Origin of the sequence: Kitasatospora sp. NPDC058478, assembly GCF_042720345.1 — a bacterium.
GTDB lineage: Bacteria > Actinomycetota > Actinomycetes > Streptomycetales > Streptomycetaceae > Kitasatospora.
In genome coordinates, this window is record NZ_JBHXML010000059.1 from 12,413 (window position 1) to 35,002 (window position 22,590).

The window sequence follows — 22,590 nt, forward strand, 5'->3', positions numbered from 1 at the left end:
CGGGAAGTCGGGAGGTCGGGGGCCGGGCCGGTTACGGGCGCCGGACGAAGCCGGGCATGCGCCGCTTCTTGTAGGACGGGCCGGACGAGGCCTCGCGCGTGGTGCGGTAGCGGGCCAGCGTGCCCAGGCCGGAGCCGCCCTGGTCGTCATCGGTGGCCGCGGTCACCGGGTCGCGCCCGAAGCGGCGGCCGACCAGCATCACCAGCGGCACCACGAACGGCGCCAGCAGCACGTCGTACAGCAGGGCGCTGACCACCAGGCCGCCGAGGCCGACGTGCCGGGCCGCGGTGTCGCCGACCAGGGCGCCGACCATCGCGTACAGCAGGGTGGAGGCGACCGCCGCGGCGGCCACCACCATCAGCGCGCTGGACACCGACCGCTGGCGGCCGTGGTCCGGGCGCAGCAGCCCGGCGGCGTAGCCCATCAGGCAGAGCACCAGCGCGTAGCGGCCGATCGCGTGGTCGGAGGGCGGCGCGAGGTCGGCCAGCAGGCCGGCCGAGAAGCCGACCACGCAGCCGCCGGACGGCCCGTAGACCATGGCCAGGCCGACCACGACGAGCAGCAGTATGTCCGGGGTGGCCCCCGGGAGCTGGAGCCGTCCGAAGACGCTGACCTGGAGGATCAGGCCGAGCAGGATCAGGCCGGCGGAGACGGGGATGCGGGCGAGGCGCATGGCTCAGTTCCCCCCAGTGGGCTTGGCGGGCGGGGCGGCGGGCGCGGCCGGGGTCTGGGCCGGGGCGGCCGGGGTCTGGGCGGGGGCCGGCGGCAGGACGGCGTCGCGCGGGTCGGCGCGCGGCGGCACGACCACCACGCCGACCAGGTCCAGCCGGGTGAACTGGACGAAGGGCTCGACCAGGATGGTCTTGGTCAGCTGGCCCGGGGTGGCCTCGACCTCGACGACCTTGCCGACCGGCACGCCGGGCACGAACGGGCGGCCGCTCTGCGAGCCGAAGGTGACCAGCCGGTCGCCGGCCTTGACCTGGGCCTTGCCGTTGAGCAGCGAGACCTTCATCGGGCTGGTGCCGCCGCCGGAGGCGAAGCCGATCTCGCCGGAGGCCTCCAGCCGGGTGCCGGCCGAGAAGCCGGGGTCGGAGGCGAGCAGCACGGTGGCGGTGGTCGGGGCGACGGTGGTGATCCGGCCGACCAGGCCCTGACCGTTGATCACCGTCATGTCGCGGGTGAGGCCGTCGTCGCTGCCGGCGTCGATGGTGATGGTCCAGGAGAAGCCCTGGGCGGGGCCGATCGCGATGACCTGGGCGGCCTTGACGGTGTAGCCGCCGGCGCCGGCGGTGCGCAGCAGGTCGTCGAGCTGCTTGGTGCGCCCGGTGGCCATGTCGGAGGAGGCGAGCTTCTGCCGCAGTTCGGTGTTCTCGCGGGCGAGCTCGTCGGTGCGGCCGTTGTTGGAGGCGGCGTCGCGGAAGGCCCGGACGGTGTCGGCGACCGGGTCGACGACGGTGGCGGCGCCGCGCTCGACCGGGCCGAGGACGCTGGCGGCGGCGTGTCGGGCACCGCCGAGGGGGGAGCTCTCACCGCCCTTGATGTCCACGGTGACGAGTGCGAAGGCGACGGCCACCAGCAGGATGAGCAGCAGCCGGCTCTCTCGTGTGTCCCTCACGGTGCTGGTACTGCCCCTTCGTACCTGGTCGGCCGCCCGGGCTGTGGGGCCCGGGCGGCAGCCCGTTCAGTTGAGTGTCGGATGTCTCGGTGGTGCTAACGGCGCGGGGAGGCGTCCAGTACCTGCTGGAGCGCCTCGAACTCCTCGACGCACTTGCCGGAGCCGAGCGCGACCGAGTCGAGCGGGTTCTCGGCGATGTGGATCGGCATGCCGGTCTCGCGGCGCAGCCGCTCGTCGAGGCCGCGCAGCAGGGCGCCGCCGCCGGTGAGCACGATGCCGCGGTCCATCACGTCGCCGGCCAGCTCGGGCGGGCACTGGTCGAGGGTGGTCTTCACGGCGTCGATGATCGAGTTGACCGGCTCGTCGATGGCCTCGCGGACCTCGGCGGCGGAGATGACCACGGTCTTGGGCAGGCCGCTGACCAGGTCGCGGCCGCGGATCTCGGCGTGCTCGTCCTTCTCGCCCTCCAGGCCGAAGGCGCTGCCGATGCTCATCTTGATCTGCTCGGCGCTGCGCTCGCCGAGGAGCAGCGAGTACTCCTTCTTGATGTGCTGGACGATCGCGTTGTCCAGCTCGTCGCCGGCGACCCGGATGGACTGGGCGGTGACGATGCCGCCGAGGGAGATGACCGCGACCTCGGTGGTGCCGCCGCCGATGTCGACGACCATGTTGCCGGTGGCCTCGTGGACGGGCAGCCCGGCGCCGATGGCGGCGGCCATCGGCTCCTCGATGATGTGCACCTGGCGGGCGCCGGCCTGCGAGGAGGCCTCGATCACGGCGCGGCGCTCGACTCCGGTGATGCCGGAGGGCACGCAGACCACGACCCGGGGGCGGGCGAGGTAGCGGCGGCGGTGGATCTTGAGGATGAAGTAGCGGAGCATCCGCTCGGTGATCTCGAAGTCGGCGATCACGCCGTCCTTGAGCGGGCGGATGGCGACGATGTTGCCCGGCGTCCGGCCGATCATCTTCTTCGCCTCGGCACCGACCGCCAGGATGCCGCCGGTGTTGGTGTTCACCGCGACGACGGACGGCTCGTTGAGGACGATCCCCTTGCCCCTGACGTACACCAGCGTGTTGGCAGTTCCAAGGTCGATCGCCAAGTCGCGGCCGATGAACGACAGGTTGCTCGCCATGGGGTGTGGTTGCCTTCCCGGGCTCGGAGTTCATGGGGGGTTGGACGAGAGCGCGCCCACGCTCGGGCGGAGCCAGCTGAGCTGCCTTACCGGGCCCTTGAGTCGCGTCCATCGTAGTCACGCGGCGCGGCACGGACGTCGATGCGGGGCATACCGTCCATTGTCCGGAGCGTGTTCGCTTCTCCGGGCATTGGGACGCCGTGTCGGCACCTCTGGTTGCTTATTTCACGATAAAAGTGCCCCGGCCGGGCCAATGGTCCCGACCGGGGCAGTGCCAAGGTCCCTCGGGCGTGTCGCCCGGCTGGACTCAGGCGTGCGCCGGGAAGAAGATCTTGATCTCGCGCTCGGCCGACTCCGGGGAGTCCGAGGCGTGGATCAGGTTCTCGCGGGTGATCGTCGCGTAGTCGCCGCGGATGGTGCCGGCCCCGGCCTCCAGCGGGTTGGTCGCACCGGCCAGCATCCGGATGCCGCGGACGACCTCCTCGCCCTCGACGATCAGGGCGATCGACGGACCGGAGGTCATGAACTCCAGCAGCGGCTCGTAGAACGGGCGGCCGACGTGCTCCGCGTAGTGCTGCTCCAGCGTCGCCCGGTCGAAGGTGCGCAGCTCGACGGCGGTGAGCCGCCAGCCGGCCTTGCGCTCGATGCGGCTGATGATCTCGCCGGCCAGGCCACGCTGGACGGCGTCGGGCTTGAGCAGGACGAGAGTGCGCTGGGACACGGTGCGTCTCCTGGGGATTCGGTACGGCAAGGCAGTCGGGCCGACGGGCGGGAGCCGACACGGCAGAGATTACCTTGCGTGTGCGGCGTGTCGGCCCGCCGGTCCGGGCCCTAGACCGGTACGGCGGCCGCCTCGGCGGCGGCCCGGGCGGCCTTGAACTCGTCCACCTTGCGGCCGTAGTGCACCGAGCACCACCACAGGCCGGCGAAGACCACACCGAGGCCGAACATGGTCGGCAGGATGAAGCCGCTGGCGATCAGGCCGATCTGCAGCGCCCAGCCGACGGCCACCGCCCCAGGGCGGTTGATCATGCCGCAGAGCGCGATGCACAGCGCCATGACGATCCCGGTGACGATCCAGATCGTGGCCGTGGAGACGCTCGACAGCTGCATCGCGACCAGCGCGGCGAACATGGCCAGGAGAGCCTCGCCGATCAGGGTCGAGGAGCAGAGGGTCCTCATGTCACTTCCTCCCGAGCAGCAGGCGGGCCTCGCCCACCGTGATGACCGAACCGGTGACCAGCACCCCGGCGCCGCCGAGGTCGCCCTCCTCCTCGGCGAGGGTGACGGCGGCCGCGATGGCGTCGTCGAGCCGGGGCTCGACCTGGACGCGGTCCTCGCCGAAGATGTCGACGGCCAGCGCCGCCAACTCGTCGACGTCCATCGCGCGGTGGGTGGAGTTCTGGGTGATGACGACCTCGGCGAGGACCGGCTCGAAGGCCTCCAGCACGCCGGCCACGTCCTTGTCCCCGGAGGTGCCGATCACGCCGACGAGCCGGGTGAAGCCGAAGGACTCGCCGAGGGCGGCGACGGTGGCGCGGGCGCCGTGCGGGTTGTGCGCGGCGTCCAGGATGATCGTGGGGCTGCGGCGGACGACCTCCAGGCGGCCGGGCGAGGAGACGCCGGAGAAGGCCTGGCGGACCTTGTCCACGTCGAGCTGCCCGCCGCGGGCGCCGCCGACGCCGAAGAAGGCCTCGACCGCGGCCAGCGCCAGCACCGCGTTGTGCGCCTGGTGCTCGCCGTGCAGCGGGATGAAGACGTCCTCGTACTCCTCGCCGCCGAGCCCGCGCAGCGTCACCAGCTGGCCGCCGACGCCGAGCTCACGGCGGATCACACCGAACTCCATGCCCTCGCGGGCCACCGTGGCGTCGACCTCGACGGCGCGCCGCAGGATGTTCTGGGCGGCGTCCAGCTGCTGCTGGGCGACGACGGCGACGGCACCGGACTTGATGATCCCGGACTTCTCGACCGCGATCTCGCCGGTGGTCTCGCCGAGCTTGTCGGTGTGGTCCAGCCCGATCGGGGTGATCACGGCGACGGCGGCGTCGATGACGTTGGTGGCGTCCCAGGAGCCGCCCATGCCGACCTCGACCACGGCGACGTCCACGGGGGCGTCGGCGAAGGCGGCGTAGGCCATGCCGGTCAGCACCTCGAAGAAGGACATCGGCACCGGCTGCGCCACGTCGACCATCTGCACGTACGGCTCGATGTCGCGGTAGACCTCGACGAAGCGCTCGGGGGTGATCGGGGCGCCGTCCAGGGTGATCCGCTCGGTGACGCTCTCCACGTGCGGGCTGGTGTAGCGGCCCGTGCGCAGTTCGAAGGTGTTGAGCAGCTGCTCGATCATCCGGGCGGTGGAGGTCTTGCCGTTGGTCCCGGTGATGTGGATGGAGGGGAAGGACCGCTGGGGCTGGCCCAGGATGTCCATCAGCGCCTCGATCCGGTCGAGCGAGGGCTCCAGCTTGTTCTCCGGCCAGCGCTTGGAGAGCTCCACCTCGACATCGCGCAGGGTGTCGTCGGTGTCGCCGTCGGCGGGGCGGAGGGTGTACGGGTTCGGGTCGGCCTTGTCGCTCACGACCACAGTCTACGGAGGGTTGGCGGGCCGTCCTCACGGGGTGAGAACGACCACTTTGGTCGGAGTTTCCAATTTGCCCCCTTTACTATCTCTTTTGGCGAATTTGAACCGCGACGAAGCATCGATTCGCACCCCCTGGAGCCGCGCCGCCTTTGATCACGAGGAGTACTACGCCATGCCCGACGCTCTGCACGACTGGATCGTGCTCCGCCAGGACGCCGTCGTCTGGTTCGCCGGACTGGTCTCACTGGCGCTCGTCGGCTACATGGCCTTCGTCTTCGGACGCTTCCTCCTGTACTGGGCCGGCTCCCGGCACGCCTTCCGGCACAACCGGCCCGCCGAGCCCGGCGACCCGGCCGCCTTCCAGTGGCACCTGGTGATCCCCTGCCGCGACGAGGAGGCCGTGGTCACCCAGACCCTGGCCGGCCTGCGCGCCAGTGCGCCCGAGGCCCACCTGTGGGTGATCGACGACGACAGCGAGGACGCCACCCGCGACCTCGTCCTCGCCGCCGCGGCGCACGACGACCGCGTCCACCTCGTCCAGCGCCGCCGCCCGCACGCCCGGATCGGCAAGGGCGCCGCCCTCAACGCCGCCTACCGCGAGATCACCGCCTGGCTGCCCGAGGACACCGACCGCTCCCGCGTGGTGATCGGCGTCGTCGACGCCGACGGACGGCTCGACCCCGGCACCCTCCCCCAGGTCTGCAACGGCAAGGCGCTCGGCCGCCCCGACACCGGCGCCGTCCAGATCGGCGTGCGGATGCGCAACGCCGACGACGAACTCCCGCTGCCCGGCCACGGCCGGGCCGCCAACGCGTTCGCCCGCGCCCTGGTCCGGATGCAGGACGTCGAGTTCCAGGCCAACAACGCCGGCATGCAGCTGCTGCGCCGCCGCACCGGCAGCGTCGGCCTCGGCGGGAACGGCCAGTTCGCCCGCCTCACCGCCCTCGACTCGCTCACCGCCGAGGAGGGCCGGGCCGGCCGCCCCTGGCCCGAGCGCGCCCTGCTGGAGGACTACGAGTCCGGCCTCGACCTGCGCCTGGCCGGCTGGCGGCTCACCCACGTCACCGAGACCCAGGTCTCCCAGGAGGGCCTGATCTCGCTGCGCCGCTTCCTCACCCAGCGCACCCGCTGGGCCCAGGGCAACATGCAGTGCCTGCGCTACACCGGCCGGGTGCTGCGCTCCCCCTTCTACACCTGGTCCGGCAAGGCCGAGGTGCTGTACACCTTCCTGCAGCCCGTCGTCTGCGTGCTGCTGGTCCTGCTGTTCCCGCTCTCGCTCGGGATCACGGCGGCCGGGCTGGTGCTCTTCCCCGCCGAGACCGCCGACTTCCACGTCAGGTTCGGCCCGTGGATGCTGCTCGCCTTCGCGGTCGCCACCCTGCCGATGGTGTTCTGGGGCTTCGCCTACCGCCGGCTCGTCCACCCCGACCGCGGCCGGCTCACCGGACTGCTCTGGGGCGTCCTGATCTGGCTCTACGCCTACCACCTCTTCGTGGTCGCCACCCGGGCCGCCGCCCGGATGCTGCTCGGCCGCAACGGCTGGGCCAAGACCCGGCGCAACGCCGAGAAGGTCGCCCTCGGCTCCCCCACCGCCCTTGAGTCCTGAGCCTCAGTCCTGAGCCCCGCGCCTGAGCCCCGCGCCCGAGCCCTGAGCTGCCCCACCCCCTCGGAGCCTCCCATGAGCATGTGCCTTCCCCCCGCCAGCGTCGCCGTCGTCCTGGGCACCCGCCCCGAACTGGTCAAGCTCGCCCCGCTGATCCACGAACTCGGCGACGCCACCCGCCTGGTGCACACCGGCCAGCACTGGGACGAGGCGATGTCCGGCCGCTTCCTGCGCGACCTCGACCTGCCCCGCCCCGAGCTGCTCACCGGCGTCGGCGGGCGCCCCCGGGCCGGCCAGATCGCCCAGTCCCTCGGCCAGCTGGACGCCGCCTTCGCCGAGGACCGCCCCGCCGCCGTCGTCGTCCAGGGCGACACCAACGCCACCCTCGCCGGGGCGCTGGCCGCCAACGCCCGGGAGATCCCGCTGGTGCACGTCGAGGCCGGGCTGCGCAGCTTCGACCGGGCGATGCCCGAGGAGCACAACCGGGTGATGGTCGACCACGTCTCCGACCTGCTCTGCGCCGCCACCGGGGACAACGTCGCCAACCTGCGCGCCGAGGCCCTCGCCGAGGAGCGGATCGCGCTCACCGGCAACACCGTCGTCGAGGTGGTCCGCCGTCAGCTGCCGGCCGCGGCCGACCGCGCCGCGCTGCTCGCCGCGCACGGGCTGCGCCCGGACGGCTACGTGCTGGCCACCGTGCACCGCCCGGAGAACACCGACACCGCCGAGGCGCTGGGCGCCGTGCTGGCCGAACTGGACCGGATCGCCCGGGCGGGCACCCCGGTGCTGTTCCCGATGCACCCGCGCACCCGGGCCGCCGTCGAGCGCTTCGCACTGGACGCCCTGCTGGAGCGCCTGGCCGTCACCGGGCCGGTCGGGTACGCCGACTTCCTGGGTCTGGCGAGCCACGCCGCGCTGCTGGTCTCCGACTCCGGCGGCGTGCAGGAGGAGTGCACCGTGCTCGGCCGCCCGCTGCTGGTGGTGCGCCGCTCCACCGAGCGTCCGGAGGCGGTGGCGGCGGGCTTCGCCGCACTGGTGGGCCCCGACGAGGACCTGGGCGAGCTGGCCCGGGCCTGGCTGGCCGACACCCCCGAGCGGCTCGCCCGGCTCGCGGCCACCCCGAGCCCGTACGGCGACGGCCTGGCCTCGGCGCGGATCGCCGCGCTCACCGCCGCGGTCGCCGAGCCGGCCGAGCCGGCCCAGCCCGGAGCAGTCGGTACCGCAGCAACCGACTCCACGGCACGGCCGTCGGCCGCCTAGCGCCCTCTTGACAGCCGGATTGGTCTACTCCACCTTGTGAGTCAAGTCTCCTTCCCCGACAGTGACTTGAGTTGTCGGTAGCTCCCGCACGCGCACCATCGACACCCCGGACGGCGCTCCACCCCCACCACTCAGGCGCGCCGCCGGGCCTCCCCCACAGGAGATGGAGTCATGCCACCTGCCCGACACCGGCGCCCACGCGCCGCCCACACCCTGATCGCCGGGGCCTGCGCCGTCGCCCTCGGCCTGAGCGGGCTCGCCCTCGCCACCGGCACCGGCGCCCAGGCCGCCGACCCCGACCTGATCACCAACGGCGGCTTCGAGACCGGCACGCTGTCCGGCTGGTCCTGTGGCAACGGCGCCGTCCAGAGCACGACCGCGCACTCCGGCCGCTACGCCCTGCAGTCCACCCCCGGCTCGGGCGACACCGGCGAGTGCACCCAGACCGTCGCCGTGCAGCCCTCCTCGACGTACACGCTGAGCTCCTGGGTCCAGGGCTCGTACGTCTACCTGGGTGCCCGCGGCACCGGCGGCACCGACCCCGGCACCTGGACGAACTCCACCGGCTGGGCCCAGCTGAGCACCGGCTTCACCACCGGCCCGGGCACCACCAGCGTCACCGTCTACCTGCACGGCTGGTACGGGCAGCCCGCCTTCCTCGCCGACGACGTCTCACTGATCGGCCCGGGCGGCCCGCAGCCCTCCCAGAGCCCGACCGCCACCACGTCCCCGAGCCCCACCGGCACCGGCAGCCCCTCCCCCACGGACACCGGCACCGCAAGCCCCACCGCCACCTCGACCGGCAAGCCGCCCGGCCTGCCCAAGCACATCCTGACCGGCTACTGGCAGAACTTCGACAACGGCGCCACCGTCCAGCGGATCGGCGACGTCCCGGCCGCCTACGACATCATCGCGGTCTCCTTCGCCGACGCCACCAGCACACCGGGCGGGCTGGGCTTCACCCTGGACCCCGCCCTCTCCTCCCGCCTCGGCGGCTACACCGACGCCCAGTTCAAGGCCGACATCGCGGCCAAGCGGGCGGCCGGCAAGAAGGTGGTGCTCTCGGTCGGCGGGCAGAACGGCACGGTGTCGGTGAGCGACCCGACCTCGGCGGCCAACTTCGCCGGCACCGCCCGGGCGCTGATGCAGGCCTACGGCTTCGACGGGATCGACATCGACCTGGAGAACGGCGTCAACGCCGTCTACCTCGGCCAGGCGCTGCACTCGCTGGCGGCGAAGAGCGGCAGCGGGTTCGTCCTCACCATGGCGCCGCAGACCATCGACATGCAGTCGACCGGCATGGAGTACTTCAAGCTGGCGCTGAACGTGAAGGACATCCTCACCATCGTCAACATGCAGTACTACAACTCCGGTGCGATGAACGGCTGCGACGGCAACGTCTACTCGCAGGGCACCGAGGACTTCCTCACCGGGCTGGCCTGCATCCAGCTCAAGAGCGGGCTGCGGCCCGACCAGGTGGGGCTCGGGGTGCCGGCCTCCACCAGCGCGGCGGGCGGCGGGTACGTCAGCCCGAGCGTGGTCGACAACGCGCTGGACTGCCTGGCCGCAGGCACCAACTGCGGCAGCTACAAGCCCGACACCACCTGGCCGGGCATCGGCGGGGCGATGACCTGGTCGACCAACTGGGACGCCAAGGCGGGCAGCCCCGTCGCGGGCACCATCGGCGCGCACCTGCACGCCATGCCGTGACGCCCCTCCCCGGACCGGGGTTCAGACCCCGGCCCGGGCCTCCGGGACGTGGGCCGCGGGCCCGCCGTGCCGGCGGCGCAACTCGGCCGTGATCTCGGCCAGTTCGCCCTCGGGCAGCAGCGGCAGCATCATCGCGACGCCCTGGAGCAGACCGCCGAGCAGGAAGGTGGTGTCGGCGGTCGAGGCGACCAGGCCGCGCACCTCGGCCACCTCGCCGGCGGCCACCGCCTCGATCAGCCGGGCGGCGTCCGCGCTCTCCTCGTCCACCGCGACCGCGCCGTTGTCGGCCGGGGCGCGCCGGGCCATCGCCCGCAGCACCCGGTCGCCGACCTCGGGCGCGTACGCCTTGCGGACGGCCTCGGCGGCGATCCAGGCGAGCAGGGTGGTCACCTCGCGCTCGGCGCGCTCGGCGAGGAGCAGGTCCAGCTCGTGGTCGAAGGCGAGCTGGTTGCCGTGGCGGAACGCCAGCAGCAGGGTCGCCGCCCTGGCCTTGGCCTCCTCCACCGCCTCGGCAGGAAGTTCGTCGGCCAATTCCTCGGTCACCACCACGCCATGCCCTCCCGTCCGTCGGCTCAGCAGGAACGCTCAGCAGAAACACCCGTCAGAAACTCCGTGCACACCGTACACATCCGACCTGCAAACTTCCGCGAACCCGCGCGGGCAAGACCGGAATGAATTCGGAAGGAATAGGACCTCACCCGGTCCAGGATGAATATTCGCCGGAAGGGAGCAATGTTGATGGGCTATTAGGCGTAGCAAAAAGAACACCGCCGCCGCGACCGGCCGAGCCGCCCGGAAACGCCGGAGGGGCCGCACCCCGCGCGTCGCGGAGTGCGGCCCCTCACGGACCGGTGCGGGCTCAGCCCTGCGGCAGCGCCGCGAGCTGGGCGGTGATCCGGGCGATGTCGGCCTCGGCGGCCTCCTGACGGCCCCGGATCTTGGCGACCACCTCGTCCGGCGCCTTGGCGAGGAACGCCTCGTTGCCGAGCTTGGCCGTGGTCTGCGCCTTCTCCTTCTCGGCGGCCGCGAGGTCCTTGGCGAGGCGCTTGCGCTCCGCCGCGACGTCGATGGTGCCGGAGAGGTCGAGCGCGACGGTGGCGCCGGCGACCGGGAGCGAGGCGGTGGCCGCGAAGCCCTCCTCGGGGACGGTCAGCCGCAGCAGCGAGCGGATCGCGTCCTCGTGGACGGCCAGCACGGTGCCGTCCAGCTCCAGCTTCGCCGGGACGCGCTGGCCCGGCTTGAGGCCCTGGTCCGAGCGGAACCGGCGGACCTCGGTGACCACCTGCTGCAGCGTGGCGATCTCGGCCTCGGCCTCGGCGTCGCGGTAACCGCTGTCCGTCGGCCAGTCCGCGATGACCAGCGACTCGGCGCCGGTGAGCGTGGTCCACAGGGTGTCGGTGACGAAGGGCACGATCGGGTGCAGCAGCCGCAGCGTGACGTCCAGGACCTCGCCGAGCACCCGGCGCGCGGCGTCGGCCTGCGGGCCGCCCTTGGCCAGGGTGGTCTTGGAGAGCTCGACGTACCAGTCGAAGACCTCGTCCCAGGCGAAGTGGTACAGCGCCTCGGACAGCTTGGAGAACTGGTAGTCCTCGTACAGCGCGTCCACCTCGGCGACGGTGCTGTTCAGGCGCGACAGGATCCAGCGGTCGGTCGCGGTCAGCTCCTCCGGCGCGGGGAGCGGGCCCTCGACGGTGGCGCCGTTCATCAGCGCGAAGCGGGTGGCGTTCCAGATCTTGTTGGCGAAGTTGCGGGCCGCCTGGACCCAGTCCTCGCCGATCGGCACGTCGACGCCCGGGTTGGCACCGCGCGCCAGCGTGAAGCGCAGCGCGTCCGAACCGTACTTGTCCATCCAGTCCAGCGGGTTGACCACGTTGCCGAAGGACTTCGACATCTTCTTGCCGTTCTGGTCACGGACCATGCCGTGCAGCGCGATGGTGTGGAACGGCGGGGTGCCGTCCATCGCGTAGAGACCGAACATCATCATCCGGGCGACCCAGAAGAACAGGATGTCGTAGCCGGTGACCAGGACGGAGTTCGGGTAGAACTTCGCCAGGCTCTCGGTCTGCTCCGGCCAGCCGAGCGTGGAGAACGGCCAAAGCCCGGAGGAGAACCAGGTGTCCAGGACGTCGTTGTCCTGGTGCCAGCCCTCGCCGGTGGGCGGCTGCTCGTCCGGACCGACGCAGACGACCTCGCCGTTCGGGCCGTACCAGACCGGGATGCGGTGGCCCCACCACAGCTGGCGCGAGATGCACCAGTCGTGCAGGTTGTCGACCCAGTCGAAGTAGCGCTTCTCCATCTCCTGCGGGTGGATCTTGACCTTGCCGTCGCGGACCGCGTCGCCGGCGGCCTTCGCGAGCGGGCCGACCTTGACCCACCACTGCATGGACAGCCGCGGCTCGATGGTGGTCTTGCAGCGCGAGCAGTGGCCGACCGAGTGGACGTACGGGCGCTTCTCGGCGACGATCCGGCCGTCGGCGCGCAGCGCGGCGACGATCGCCGAGCGGGCCTCCAGCCGGTCCAGGCCGAGGAACGGGCCGTGCACGGTGATGACCGCGTGCTCGTCCATGACGGCGACCGAGGGCAGGCCGTGCCGCTGGCCGATCTCGAAGTCGTTCGGGTCGTGCGCGGGCGTCACCTTGACGGCGCCGGTGCCGAACTCCGGGTCGACGTGGGCGTCGGCGACCACCGGGATCCGACGGCCGGTCAACGGCAGCTCGATCTCGGTGCCGACCAGGTGGCGGTAGCGCTCGTCGTCCGGGTGGACGGCGACCGCGGTGTCGCCCAGCATCGTCTCGGCGCGGGTGGTGGCGACGACGATCGAGGCGTCACCCTCGCCGTAGCGGATCGAGACCAGCTCGCCGTCGTCGTCCTGGTACTCCACCTCGATGTCCGAGATGGCGGTCAGGCAGCGCGGGCACCAGTTGATGATGCGCTCGGCCCGGTAGATCAGCTCGTCGTCGAAGAGCTTCTTGAAGATGGTCTGGACGGCCTGGGACAGGCCCTCGTCCATGGTGAACCGCTCGCGGGACCAGTCCACACCGTCGCCCAGGCGACGCATCTGGCCGGAGATCTGGCCGCCGGACTCCGCCTTCCACTTCCAGACGCGCTCGACGAAGGCCTCCCGGCCCAGGTCGTGGCGGGACTTGCCCTCCTTGGCGAGCTCGCGCTCGACCACGTTCTGGGTGGCGATGCCGGCGTGGTCCATTCCGGGCTGCCACAGCGCCTCGTAGCCCTGCATCCGCTTGCGGCGGACCAGCGCGTCGATCAGCGTGTGCTCGAAGGCGTGGCCCAGGTGCAGGCTGCCGGTCACGTTCGGCGGGGGGATGACGATGGTGAACGGGGGCTTGTCGCTCTTGGCGTCCGCGGTGAAGTAGCCACGCTCTACCCAGCGCTCGTACAGCTCGCCCTCTACGTCCGCGGGGGTGTAGGTCGTCGGGAGAGTGGCTGCTTCGTCCCCGGCAAAGGTGCTCACGGGGTGCTGGTTCGTCGTGTCGGTCACGACGCACAGTTTACGTAACCGCAGGCCCGTGTTACGAACCGCTTTCTCCGCGCGGACGCGACCCGCCCGAACGGCTCGGCGGAGGACACCGTACGGTACCGTTCCCGGGCACTCGTCCGGTGTCCGCACGGACCCCGGGACGACACGACGACAGGCCGCGGGTGCGGCGGGGGAGCACGGACGCAGATGTACGGCCAGGGCCAGCAGTATCCGCAGGGACAACCGCAGGGACAGCCTCAGCCGTACGGGGGTCAGCCCCCGTACGGCCCGCCGCAACCGCCGCCGCCCTACGGCGCCCCGCAGCAGCCGCCCCAGTACGGCTACCCGCCGCAGGACGGCCAGCCCTACGGCGTTCCCCAGCCGCCCTACGGCACCCCGCAGCAGCCGTACGGCGCCCCGCAGCCCCCGTACGGCTACCCGCCGCAGGCCCCGTACGGCCAGCCGGGCCAGCCGGGCTACCCGCCGCCGCCGAAGAAGGGCCGGACCGGCCTGGTGGTCGGCCTGGTCGTGGGCGCGCTGGTGCTGGGCGGCGGCGGTTTCGCCGCGTGGAAGTTCCTCGGCGACGACCAGGGCGGCCAGTACAAGATCTCCGCGCCGCAGTCGCTGCCGGACGGCTACACCCAGAAGTCGGCCAAGGAGGAGGCCGTCGACCCGGCCAAGCCCGAGGCGGCGAAGTTCGGCAAGAACCTCAACGTGCTGGCGGCCAGCTACAGCAAGGGCTCCGACGCGCTCGACACGCTCTCCGTGGTCGGCGTCTACGGGGAGCTCAACGACCCCGGCCAGATCATCGACGACTCGAAGAAGGACAGCGGCGGGCTGACCTGGTCCACACCGCTGACGGACTTCCCGGCGCAGGACGGCCACAGCTCCTCGGCGAAGCTCGCCTGCGGCGTGGCCAGCGTCATCGCGGGCAAGGCCGGGCCCACGGTCTGCGTGTGGGCGGACAAGTCCACCACCGGCCGGATCACCTTCAGCAAGATCAGCCTGACCGGCGGCGGCCAGGGCCTCACCCCGGCCCAGGCCGCGGACAGGACCCGGGCGATCCGCGACGCCATGGTCGTCGCCAAGTAACCGGGGCACCGCCCCGCCACGTCACCACCACCTCCCCGCCGCCGCCGGCCGCGCCGGGCGGCACCCGGGCATCGCCATCAGAGAGGCCTCGCGTGACCGAGCAGAACCCCTACGGCCCCCCGCCGCAGCCGGGACACGACGCACCGCCGCCCCCACCGGCCCCGCCGGGCTACGGCGGCATCCCGCCGCAGAGCCCCCCGCCCGGCTACCCGCCGGTCGGCGAGCCGGGCGCCTACCCCGGGTACGGCGCGTACCCGCCGGTGCCGCCGCCGCGCAAGTCCCGCAAGACGCTCTGGACCGTGCTCGGCGTCGTCGGCGCCTTCGTGCTGCTGGGCGGCGGCGCGCTCGCCTACTTCGTCTACGACGTCGCCAGCAGCGCGGGCACCCAGAAGATCGTCCTGCCGGCCACGTTCAAGGACCTGCGCCAGAGCGACGACCCCCAGGTCGCCGACACCCTGGAGAAGGGGCTCACCTCCAGCTTCGGCAAGGGCGACGGCAACTGGAGCCCCACCGGGGTGGGCGCCCTCTACCAGAACGCGCAGTCGGACCCTCAGCTGGTCGTGTTCGGGGGCTACGGCAAGGTCCTGGCGCCGAAGCAGGAACTGAACCAGGCGTTCCAGGGCATGGCGTCCACCGGTCGCAAGCTCGACAACCGGCACGTGGTGGACGCCGGCCCCAAGGGCGGCGCGATGGAGTGCGCCACCGTCGTCGGCGGCGAGGGCGAGGCCGGGACCACGATGGGCATCTGCGCCTGGGCCGACAGCAGCGGCCTGGTGATGGTCATGACGGTGGCCGACCCGAGCGCCCAGCCGGACCTGGACAAGCTCGCCGCCGACACCCGCGACCTGCGCGCGGTCGCCGAGGTCCCCAAGTAGTCCACCGGGAACCGCCGGTGACCCTCCGGCACCGGGAAACGCCGAAGGGCCCCGCACCGGTCGGTGCGGGGCCCTTGCGGATGCGGCGGGCGCGGGTCAGGCGCTCTTCTCGCGTCGCTCGCGCTTGATCATGTCGCGCGGGACGAGGGTGGGGATGGCGTGCTTGGAGACCACGTCCCCGGTGACCACCACGCGGGCGACGTCCTGACGCGAGGGCACCTCGTACATCACGGACATCAGCACCTCCTCCATGATGGCCCGCAGACCGCGCGCGCCGGTGCCGCGCAGGATCGCCTGGTCGGCGATCGCCTCCAGCGCGTCCCGGGAGAACTCCAGCTCCACGCCGTCCAGTTCGAAGAGCTTGCGGTACTGCTTGACCAGCGCGTTCTTCGGCTCGGTGAGGATCTGCAGGAGCGCCTCGCGGTCCAGGTTGTGGACGCTGGTGATCACCGGCAGCCGGCCGATGAACTCGGGGATCATGCCGAACTTCACCAGGTCCTCGGGCATCACCTGGCGGAAGTGGTCGCTGGCGTCCGACTCCCGCTTGGAGCGGATGTTGGCGCCGAAGCCGATGCCCTTGGCGCCGGCCCGGCCCTCGATGATCCGCTCCAGGCCGGCGAACGCGCCGCCGACGATGAACAGCACGTTGGTGGTGTCGATCTGGATGAACTCCTGGTGCGGGTGCTTGCGCCCGCCCTGCGGCGGCACCGAGGCGGTGGTGCCCTCCAGGATCTTCAGCAGCGCCTGCTGCACGCCCTCGCCGGAGACGTCCCGGGTGATCGACGGGTTCTCGCTCTTGCGCGCGACCTTGTCGATCTCGTCGATGTAGATGATCCCGGTCTCGGCCTTCTTGACGTCGTAGTCGGCCGCCTGGATCAGCTTGAGCAGGATGTTCTCGACGTCCTCGCCGACGTACCCGGCCTCGGTCAGCGCGGTGGCGTCCGCGATCGCGAACGGCACGTTGAGCATCCGGGCCAGGGTCTGCGCCAGCAGCGTCTTGCCGGAGCCGGTGGGGCCCAGCAGCAGGATGTTGGACTTGGCCAGCTCGATGGCGTCCTCACGGCCGTTGCCGCCGCTGCGGCCCGCCTCGCCGGCCTGGACGCGCTTGTAGTGGTTGTAGACCGCCACCGACAGCGCCTTCTTGGCGAGGTCCTGGCCGACCACGTACTGGTCCAGGAACTCGTAGATCTCCCGCGGCTTCGGCAGCTCCTCGAAGCGCACCTCGGAGGTCTCGGCGAGTTCCTCCTCGATGATCTCGTTGCACAGGTCGATGCACTCGTCGCAGATGTACACGCCTGGGCCGGCGATCAGCTTCTTCACCTGCTTCTGCGACTTGCCGCAGAACGAGCACTTGAGCAGGTCGCCACCGTCTCCGATGCGTGCCACGAGGTGCTTCCCCTTCGCCAGGGGCCCCGCAGAAGTTCCGGGGCCTGGTGCTGTGGACCGTCAACGCCGACGGCGATCGGTCTCGCTATCCGACGGTACTCTGCCGGGCCCCTGATTCCGTCCTCTTCGCCGGGTCTGCCCTACGCCCTGGGCGAATTGATACCGAACAGATGCCGTTGCGGAGGCCGCCGACGACCCGGAGCGGAGCGCGCACGCAGGATGCGCGCCCCGCCTCGGAGGGTGCCGGCCTCAGGAGGTCAGCGAGGTCTTGCGGGTGGAGATGATCTGGTCGACGAGGCCGTACTCCAGGGCCTCCTCGGCGGTGAGGATCTTGTCGCGCTCGATGTCCTCGCGCACCTGCTCCACCGGCTTGTTGGAGTGCTTGGAGAGCATCTGCTCCAGCTGCTCGCGCATCCGGAAGATCTCCTTGGCCTGGATCTCCAGGTCGGACACCTGGCCGCGGCCGGTCTCGGTGTACGGCTGGTGGATCAGGATGCGGGCGTTCGGCAGCGCCATCCGCTTGCCGGGGGTGCCGGCGGCGAGCAGCACGGCCGCGGCGGAGGCCGCCTGGCCCATGCAGACCGTGGTGATGTCCGGCTTCACGTACTGCATGGTGTCGTAGATGGCCGTCAGGGCCGTGAACGAGCCGCCGGGCGAGTTGATGTACATCTGGATCTCGCGGTCCGGGTCCATCGACTCCAGGCACAGCAGCTGCGCCATGATGTCGTTCGCCGAGACGTCGTCGACCTGCGAGCCGAGGAAGATGATGCGCTCCTCGAACAGCTTGGCGTACGGGTCGTACTCGCGGATGCCCTGCGTGGTGCGCTCGACGAAGCGCGGGACGATGTAGCGACCCTCGGCGCGCATGTCCTCGACGCGGGCCTGGGCGGCCGACAGGCTGGGGATGATCATGGGGGTTCTTGTCCTCCGGGGCGTTGTGGCTGTGGTCTCGTGGGCCGGGCCGAGGCTCAGGCGCCCGTGCCGCCGCCGCCGGGAACGTCCGCGGCGCTGTGCATGATCGCGTCGATCAGGCCGTACTCCAGGGCCTCCTCCGGCGTGAACCAGCGGTCGCGGTCGGAGTCCCTGGTGATCTGCTCGAAGGACTGGCCGCTGTGGAAGGCGATCAGCTCGGACATCCGCTTCTTGGTGCGCAGCAGCTGCTCGGCCTGGATGCGGATGTCGGTGGCGGAGCCGCCGAGGCCGGCGGACGGCTGGTGCATGAGGATGTTGGCGTTCGGCAGCGAGAAGCGCTTGCCCTTGGCGCCGGCGGTCAGCAGGAACTGGCCCATCGAGGCCGCCATGCCCATCGCGATGGTGACGACGTCGTTCTTGATGTACTGCATGGTGTCGTAGATCGCCATGCCCGCCGAGATCGAACCGCCCGGGGAGTTGATGTAAAGGAAGATGTCCTTTTCCGGGTCCGCGGCCAGCAGCAGCAGCTGGGCGGTGATCTTGTTGGCGATGTCGTCGTCGACCTGCTGGCCGAGGAAGATGATCCGCTCGTTGAGCAGCCGGTTGTACACCTGGTCGCCCAGGCCGCCGAGCACGTCACCAGAGGCGGCGTGCGGCGCCATCGGGCCAGGCATCTGCATCTGCGGGAACGTCACTTAGCCACCTGCTCAGTCGATTTGGACGGTCGCTCCACGGCCGTCACGATGTCGCACAGCTTCCGGGTATCACGGTGTGATTGGTGCTGTCCAAGGACCCTAACGCGCAGGCCGGGCCGCAGAATCCCTCACGCAGAACTGTTCGCTGTGAGCGCAGGGTCGGGTCCGCCCCGGGGGACGACGACGGGCCCGGACGCCGTACGGCGTCCGGGCCCGTCGCAGACCTCAGGGGTTACCGGGGCACTCAGGCCTCGGTCTTCTCCTCGGCGGCGGTCTCCTCGGCGGCGGGGGCCTCGACGGTCTCGGCCGTCTCGTCCTCGTCGTCGAAGTTGACCTCGTTGCCCTCGGTGTCGACGACCTTGGCGGCCTCGACCACGGTGGCCAGCGCCTTGCCGCGGGCGACCTCGCCGACCAGCAGCGGCACCTGGCCACCCTGGACGACCTGCTGCGCGAACTGGTCCGGGGTGAGACCCGAGCCGGCGGCGCGGCGGATGAGGTGCTCGGTCAGCTCCTCCTGGTTAACACCCAGCTCTTCGTCGGCGACGATCTGGTCCAGGACGAACTGGGTCTTGATGCCCTTCTTCGCCTGCTCCTCGATCTCGGCGTCCCACTCCTCGCGGGTCTTGCCCTGGGTCTCCAGGTAGCTGTCGATGTCGAGGCCCATCGGCTGGAGCTGGTGGTGCTCCAGGTTGTGCTTGCGGGTCTCGACCTCGTCCTTGAGGAGCTTCTCCGGGAACTCGATCTCGACCAGGCCGAGCAGGGCGTCCAGCACCTTCTCCTGGGCCTGGGTCGCCTGGTCGTACTCCTTCATGCGCTCCAGGCGCTTGCGGGAGTCGTCGCGCAGGGCCTCCAGGGTGTCGAACTCGCTGGCCAGCTGGGCGAACTCGTCGTCCAGCTCGGGCAGCTCCTTCTCCTGGACGGCGGTGACGGTGACGGTGACCTCGGAGGTCTGGCCCGCCTGGGTGCCACCCTTGAGCTCGGTGGAGAAGGTGGCGGTGCCACCGGCCTCCAGGCCGGTCACGGCGTCGTCGATGCCGTCGATCAGGCGGCCCGAGCCGATCTCGTAGCTGACGCCGTTGGCGGTGCCGTCCTCCGGCACCTCGCCGTCGACCTTGGCGATCAGGTCCACGACCACGATGTCGCCGGCGGCCGCGGCGCGCTCGACGTCCTTGACCGAGGAGAAGCGCTCGCGCAGCTGCTCCAGGGACTTCTCGATGTCCTCGTCGGAGACGACGATCGGGTCGACGGTCACCTCGATGGAGGCGAAGTCCGGGAGGGTGATCTCCGGACGGATGTCCACCTCGGCGGTGAACTTCAGGTCGCCGCCATCGGCGAGCTTCTCGACACCCTCGATGTTGGTGATGTCGGGCTGTCCGAGGACCTCGATCTTGCCCTCGTCGACGGCCTGCGTGTAGAAGCGCGGGAGGGCGTCGTTGACGGCCTCCTCCAGCACGGCGCCACGGCCGAAGCGCTGGTCGATGACCCGGTTCGGGATCTTGCCCTTGCGGAAGCCCGGGACCGAGACCTGCTGGTTGATCTTCTTGTACGCCGCGTCGAGGCTGGGCTTGAGCTCCTCGAAGGGCACCTCGACGGTGAGTCGAACCCGGGTCGGGTTCAGAGTCTCGACGGCGCTCTTCACGGTTAGGTCTCCTATGGGCTTGCGGTCAGGTTGCCTCCGCCGTTCCCGGCCGCCGGCCGAGGCCGTACGAATGGGTCGGGCGAGACGGGCGATGAAGGGTTGGAGCTGCATCTCCCGTGGGGGGTGGACGGTGAGAGTGACTCCTCGCCCTCGTGCGGTTGACCTGGGTTGACACCGCAGGGACTACCGCCAGCGCCCCATCCTACCGGTACCACGAAAGGCGGACGCCAGGCGCCACCGTCGGGCCCGAACAGAACAGGGCCCCGCCACGGTGGACGAGACCCTGCCGCACTGTCGGGGTGACCGGATTCGAACCGACGGCCTTCCGCTCCCAAAGCGGACGCGCTACCAAACTGCGCCACACCCCGTGGTGCCGAGAGGAAGCGTACACGTCGGGCCCTGGCGGCTCGCCGACATATTCGGGGGCGGTCCGAGGGAGCGCGCGCAGAATCCGGTGTGCACGGAAGCGACCGGACCAGGTACGCTGTCCCCCGAACTTCCGGCCGACAACGACCGGGGGATCGCGCGGGCGTAGCTCAATGGTAGAGCCCTAGTCTTCCAAACTAGTCACGCGAGTTCGATTCTCGTCGCCCGCTCATCGGCCCGGCCCCGGTGCGTCTCCACGCACCGGGGCCGTTGGCGTTTCCGGGCGGTCCACCCGGCCCCGCGAGGCCGGAAGGGCCGGTTCAGAGTCCGAGCCGGGCGGCCCGGGCGGCCGCCCGGTCGAGCAGCCGGTGGACGTCGGCCTCCCTGGTGGCGGGGCGGTCGTTGTACTCGTCCGGGGAGTGCGCCGGGCGGCCGGTCGCGTGCAGCACCTCCATCAGCTGGACCCGGGCGGTGCGCACGGTGGCCGGGGTGCCGTAGCCGTGCGCGAGGACGGCGGCCTGGGCGCCGAGCAGGCAGACCCGGCCGCGTGCGTCCCACATCGCGCCCTGCAGCCAGCCGTGGGCACCGATGTAGCGGGAGGCGAGCCGCAGGTGGTCGGCGGCGCTGACCGGCACCGGGCGGGCCGGGCGGCGCAGCACCCGGTCGAGCAGGGTGGCCCGGGGCGCCGGGTGGCCGGCGCACCACGGCCGCACGGCGGTGCCGTGGGGGCAGACGTACGGCACCGGGCGGCGCGCGGGGGCGGGCAGCGAGGCGAGGTAGGCCTCGATCTCGGCGGCCAGGCCGGAGCCGTCCGGGCCCGCCAGGAGGGGCGGAAGGGGTGCCGGAGGGGCCGTCAGGAGCGACGGAGGGGGTGTCGGGGCGGCGGGGGTCATGCGGGCTCTCCAGGCGGGCGGCAGGGCCCCGGCCGGCGGCCACAGGGCGGTTCCGCTTCCCAAAGTGGTGCATTCCAGACATTTCCGCGACCGGAGAACCGGGGAGGCCGGACGGTTTCCCGCCTGGCTGCCGGGCCGATAGCCTCGGCGGCGTTCGAGCGCAGTTCGAGCGGGAGCTCACCCGCCGCGCTCCGAGGTGGAGGAGTCCCGGTGCGTCCCCAGGAGCGGCTGGCCGTCATACAGCGCTGTGTCGTCCGGGAGATGGCACGCCTCGGACAGGAGTTCAGCGCCGACGGCGAGGTGGTGCGCGGCCCGGGGACGACGGCGGTGGCGGTGCGCGAGCACCCCGGGAACGACGGCGCCGGCCACGTCGACCTCGGCTACGTGCTGCACCTGGGCCGGGCGGACGCGCCGGTGGTGTGGGACTGCGCGGCCGGCCTCGGCAAGACCGAGGAGGAGAAGCTCGCCAACGCGGTGAAGATGTGGGCGACCACCACCGCCTCGGTGCTGGTCGAGCTGACGGACGGGCGCGGCGTGCACGCCGACCACGCGGACCACCCCGAACTCCCGGGCTGGCACGCCGTCCAGGGGCCGGCGGCGGTGTTCGGCTTCGGCAACGAGCACCTGGCGGGCTGGCTCGCCGAGCACCGGGTGCTGCCGGCGCTCGCGCCCGCGCTGCGGCCGCAGCTGGCCGGGCCGGGGCCGGTCGGGGTGAAGCTCTTCCTGGGCGGGAAGGCGGGCGACGACGTCGCCGAGGTCCGGGTCGACGGCGAGGTGTCGGAGGCCGCGTCGGCGGCGCTGCGCGCGATGGACTGGCCGCGGGGCGAACGACTGTGCTGGGCGCGGCTGTTCGTGCTGTTGACGGCCGAGCGGGCGGCGCCGGGGCAGGCCGCGGCGGCGGGTGCCGCGGCACCCGCGCCGATGCGCGCCCCCGCCCCGGCGGCGGCCCGCCCCCGGGGACTGTTCGCTCGCTGGCGGGAGGCCAGACGGGCCGGCCGGTGATCCCCTCGCGGGGGTCGCGGACGGCCCGGCCGGGTCAGCCGCCGGTGATGCCCGAGATGCTGTGGGCGAGGTTCGCCAGCAGGGAGTTGATCGAGCCCGCGACCGTGGTCTCGTGCAGCATGAAGCCGAACAGGGCGGCGATGATGCCGTGCGCGATCTTCAACTGCTTGTTGCGGATGAAGATGATGCACAGGATTGCGAACAGGACCAGCGCGGAGACGGAGAGTGCCACCCGGACTCACTTCCTCGTTTCATAGCGTGGTGCCGCCGCCCGGCGGCACCTGCGAAGCCGGACCCCGGCCTGTCCGACGGTCCCGAGGCGGAATCGCGGATCGACCGGCACACCACCGGCG

The 22,590-nt window shown here is 71.6% G+C and carries 20 protein-coding genes and 2 tRNA genes; 7 read left to right on the forward strand and 15 right to left on the reverse strand.

The window, feature by feature from the left end; genetic code table 11:
* Window positions 1–31: 31 nt before the first annotated feature.
* From mreD to ACFWPT_RS28835, 6 genes are all read right to left on the reverse strand, one after another.
* The gene (gene mreD / locus ACFWPT_RS28810) at window positions 32–673 is read right to left on the reverse strand and encodes a rod shape-determining protein MreD (RefSeq protein ID WP_063347560.1); all 642 of its coding nucleotides are present in this window, start codon (window positions 671–673) and stop codon (window positions 32–34) included.
* A 3-nt stretch (window positions 674–676) separates the two neighbouring features.
* The gene (gene mreC / locus ACFWPT_RS28815; RefSeq protein WP_380371253.1) at window positions 677–1,615 is read right to left on the reverse strand and encodes a rod shape-determining protein MreC; all 939 of its coding nucleotides are present in this window, start codon (window positions 1,613–1,615) and stop codon (window positions 677–679) included.
* A 95-nt stretch (window positions 1,616–1,710) separates the two neighbouring features.
* Entirely contained in the window at window positions 1,711–2,736 is a 1,026-nt protein-coding gene (locus ACFWPT_RS28820; protein ID WP_031076009.1) for a rod shape-determining protein, read from the reverse strand.
* A gap of 319 nt (window positions 2,737–3,055) precedes the next feature.
* Complete coding sequence (gene ndk / locus ACFWPT_RS28825; protein WP_063347562.1) at window positions 3,056–3,469, reverse strand: nucleoside-diphosphate kinase; 414 nt, start codon at window positions 3,467–3,469, stop codon at window positions 3,056–3,058.
* A 110-nt stretch (window positions 3,470–3,579) separates the two neighbouring features.
* Window positions 3,580–3,930 (reverse strand): DUF4233 domain-containing protein, encoded by a 351-nt coding sequence (locus ACFWPT_RS28830; protein ID WP_063347563.1) that lies wholly within the window; start codon window positions 3,928–3,930, stop codon window positions 3,580–3,582.
* Window position 3,931: 1 nt separating this feature from the next.
* The gene (locus ACFWPT_RS28835) at window positions 3,932–5,323 is read right to left on the reverse strand and encodes a bifunctional folylpolyglutamate synthase/dihydrofolate synthase (RefSeq protein ID WP_380485319.1); all 1,392 of its coding nucleotides are present in this window, start codon (window positions 5,321–5,323) and stop codon (window positions 3,932–3,934) included.
* Window positions 5,324–5,498: 175 nt separating this feature from the next.
* Here ACFWPT_RS28835 and ACFWPT_RS28840 point away from each other — a divergent pair, with 175 nt between their 5' ends.
* The 3 genes from ACFWPT_RS28840 (at window position 5,499) to ACFWPT_RS28850 (ending at window position 9,899) form a co-directional block, all read left to right on the forward strand.
* On the forward strand, window positions 5,499–6,932 hold the full coding sequence (locus ACFWPT_RS28840) for a glycosyltransferase (protein ID WP_380485321.1): 1,434 nt from the start codon (window positions 5,499–5,501) through the stop codon (window positions 6,930–6,932).
* Window positions 6,933–7,010: 78 nt separating this feature from the next.
* Entirely contained in the window at window positions 7,011–8,189 is a 1,179-nt protein-coding gene (gene wecB, locus ACFWPT_RS28845) for a non-hydrolyzing UDP-N-acetylglucosamine 2-epimerase (protein ID WP_380336982.1), read from the forward strand.
* A 171-nt stretch (window positions 8,190–8,360) separates the two neighbouring features.
* Window positions 8,361–9,899 carry a chitinase gene (locus ACFWPT_RS28850; RefSeq protein WP_380485323.1) on the forward strand — a complete coding sequence of 513 codons (1,539 nt, stop codon included), beginning with the start codon at window positions 8,361–8,363 and terminating at the stop codon, window positions 9,897–9,899.
* A 21-nt stretch (window positions 9,900–9,920) separates the two neighbouring features.
* On the opposite strand, the gene ACFWPT_RS28855 is transcribed toward ACFWPT_RS28850, so the two are convergent.
* Entirely contained in the window at window positions 9,921–10,442 is a 522-nt protein-coding gene (locus ACFWPT_RS28855; protein ID WP_350878266.1) for a hypothetical protein, read from the reverse strand.
* Window positions 10,443–10,758: 316 nt separating this feature from the next.
* Window positions 10,759–13,371, reverse strand: a complete 2,613-nt coding sequence (locus ACFWPT_RS28860) for a valine--tRNA ligase (protein ID WP_107453022.1) — start codon at window positions 13,369–13,371, stop codon at window positions 10,759–10,761.
* Window positions 13,372–13,584: 213 nt separating this feature from the next.
* Between ACFWPT_RS28860 and ACFWPT_RS28865 the strand changes: the two genes are divergently transcribed.
* The gene (locus ACFWPT_RS28865; protein WP_380371242.1) at window positions 13,585–14,469 is read left to right on the forward strand and encodes a hypothetical protein; all 885 of its coding nucleotides are present in this window, start codon (window positions 13,585–13,587) and stop codon (window positions 14,467–14,469) included.
* 92 nt (window positions 14,470–14,561) lie between these two features.
* The gene (locus ACFWPT_RS28870; RefSeq protein WP_380336924.1) at window positions 14,562–15,344 is read left to right on the forward strand and encodes a hypothetical protein; all 783 of its coding nucleotides are present in this window, start codon (window positions 14,562–14,564) and stop codon (window positions 15,342–15,344) included.
* Window positions 15,345–15,440: 96 nt separating this feature from the next.
* Here the strand turns inward: ACFWPT_RS28870 and clpX are convergent, their stop codons facing one another.
* The 5 genes from clpX to ACFWPT_RS28895 all read right to left on the reverse strand — a co-directional run bounded on the left by clpX (window position 15,441) and on the right by ACFWPT_RS28895 (window position 20,344).
* Complete coding sequence (gene clpX / locus ACFWPT_RS28875; protein ID WP_063347569.1) at window positions 15,441–16,730, reverse strand: ATP-dependent Clp protease ATP-binding subunit ClpX; 1,290 nt, start codon at window positions 16,728–16,730, stop codon at window positions 15,441–15,443.
* A 249-nt stretch (window positions 16,731–16,979) separates the two neighbouring features.
* Complete coding sequence (locus tag ACFWPT_RS28880; RefSeq protein ID WP_063347570.1) at window positions 16,980–17,642, reverse strand: ATP-dependent Clp protease proteolytic subunit; 663 nt, start codon at window positions 17,640–17,642, stop codon at window positions 16,980–16,982.
* A 56-nt stretch (window positions 17,643–17,698) separates the two neighbouring features.
* Window positions 17,699–18,316 carry an ATP-dependent Clp protease proteolytic subunit gene (locus ACFWPT_RS28885; protein WP_360211667.1) on the reverse strand — a complete coding sequence of 206 codons (618 nt, stop codon included), beginning with the start codon at window positions 18,314–18,316 and terminating at the stop codon, window positions 17,699–17,701.
* A gap of 265 nt (window positions 18,317–18,581) precedes the next feature.
* Complete coding sequence (tig, locus tag ACFWPT_RS28890) at window positions 18,582–19,976, reverse strand: trigger factor (protein ID WP_363369863.1); 1,395 nt, start codon at window positions 19,974–19,976, stop codon at window positions 18,582–18,584.
* A gap of 294 nt (window positions 19,977–20,270) precedes the next feature.
* Window positions 20,271–20,344: transfer RNA gene (locus ACFWPT_RS28895), tRNA-Pro, on the reverse strand.
* Between the two features lie 157 nt (window positions 20,345–20,501).
* Here ACFWPT_RS28895 and ACFWPT_RS28900 point away from each other — a divergent pair.
* A tRNA-Gly gene (locus ACFWPT_RS28900) sits at window positions 20,502–20,572 on the forward strand.
* Between the two features lie 90 nt (window positions 20,573–20,662).
* On the opposite strand, the gene ACFWPT_RS28905 is transcribed toward ACFWPT_RS28900, so the two are convergent.
* Window positions 20,663–21,235 carry a hypothetical protein gene (locus ACFWPT_RS28905; RefSeq protein WP_380485325.1) on the reverse strand — a complete coding sequence of 191 codons (573 nt, stop codon included), beginning with the start codon at window positions 21,233–21,235 and terminating at the stop codon, window positions 20,663–20,665.
* A 210-nt stretch (window positions 21,236–21,445) separates the two neighbouring features.
* On the opposite strand from ACFWPT_RS28905, the gene ACFWPT_RS28910 reads away from it, so the two are divergent.
* Window positions 21,446–22,237, forward strand: a complete 792-nt coding sequence (locus tag ACFWPT_RS28910; protein WP_380371235.1) for a DUF6348 family protein — start codon at window positions 21,446–21,448, stop codon at window positions 22,235–22,237.
* A gap of 34 nt (window positions 22,238–22,271) precedes the next feature.
* On the opposite strand, the gene ACFWPT_RS28915 is transcribed toward ACFWPT_RS28910, so the two are convergent.
* Window positions 22,272–22,469 carry a hypothetical protein gene (locus ACFWPT_RS28915; RefSeq protein WP_063347574.1) on the reverse strand — a complete coding sequence of 66 codons (198 nt, stop codon included), beginning with the start codon at window positions 22,467–22,469 and terminating at the stop codon, window positions 22,272–22,274.
* Window positions 22,470–22,590 lie beyond the last annotated feature (121 nt).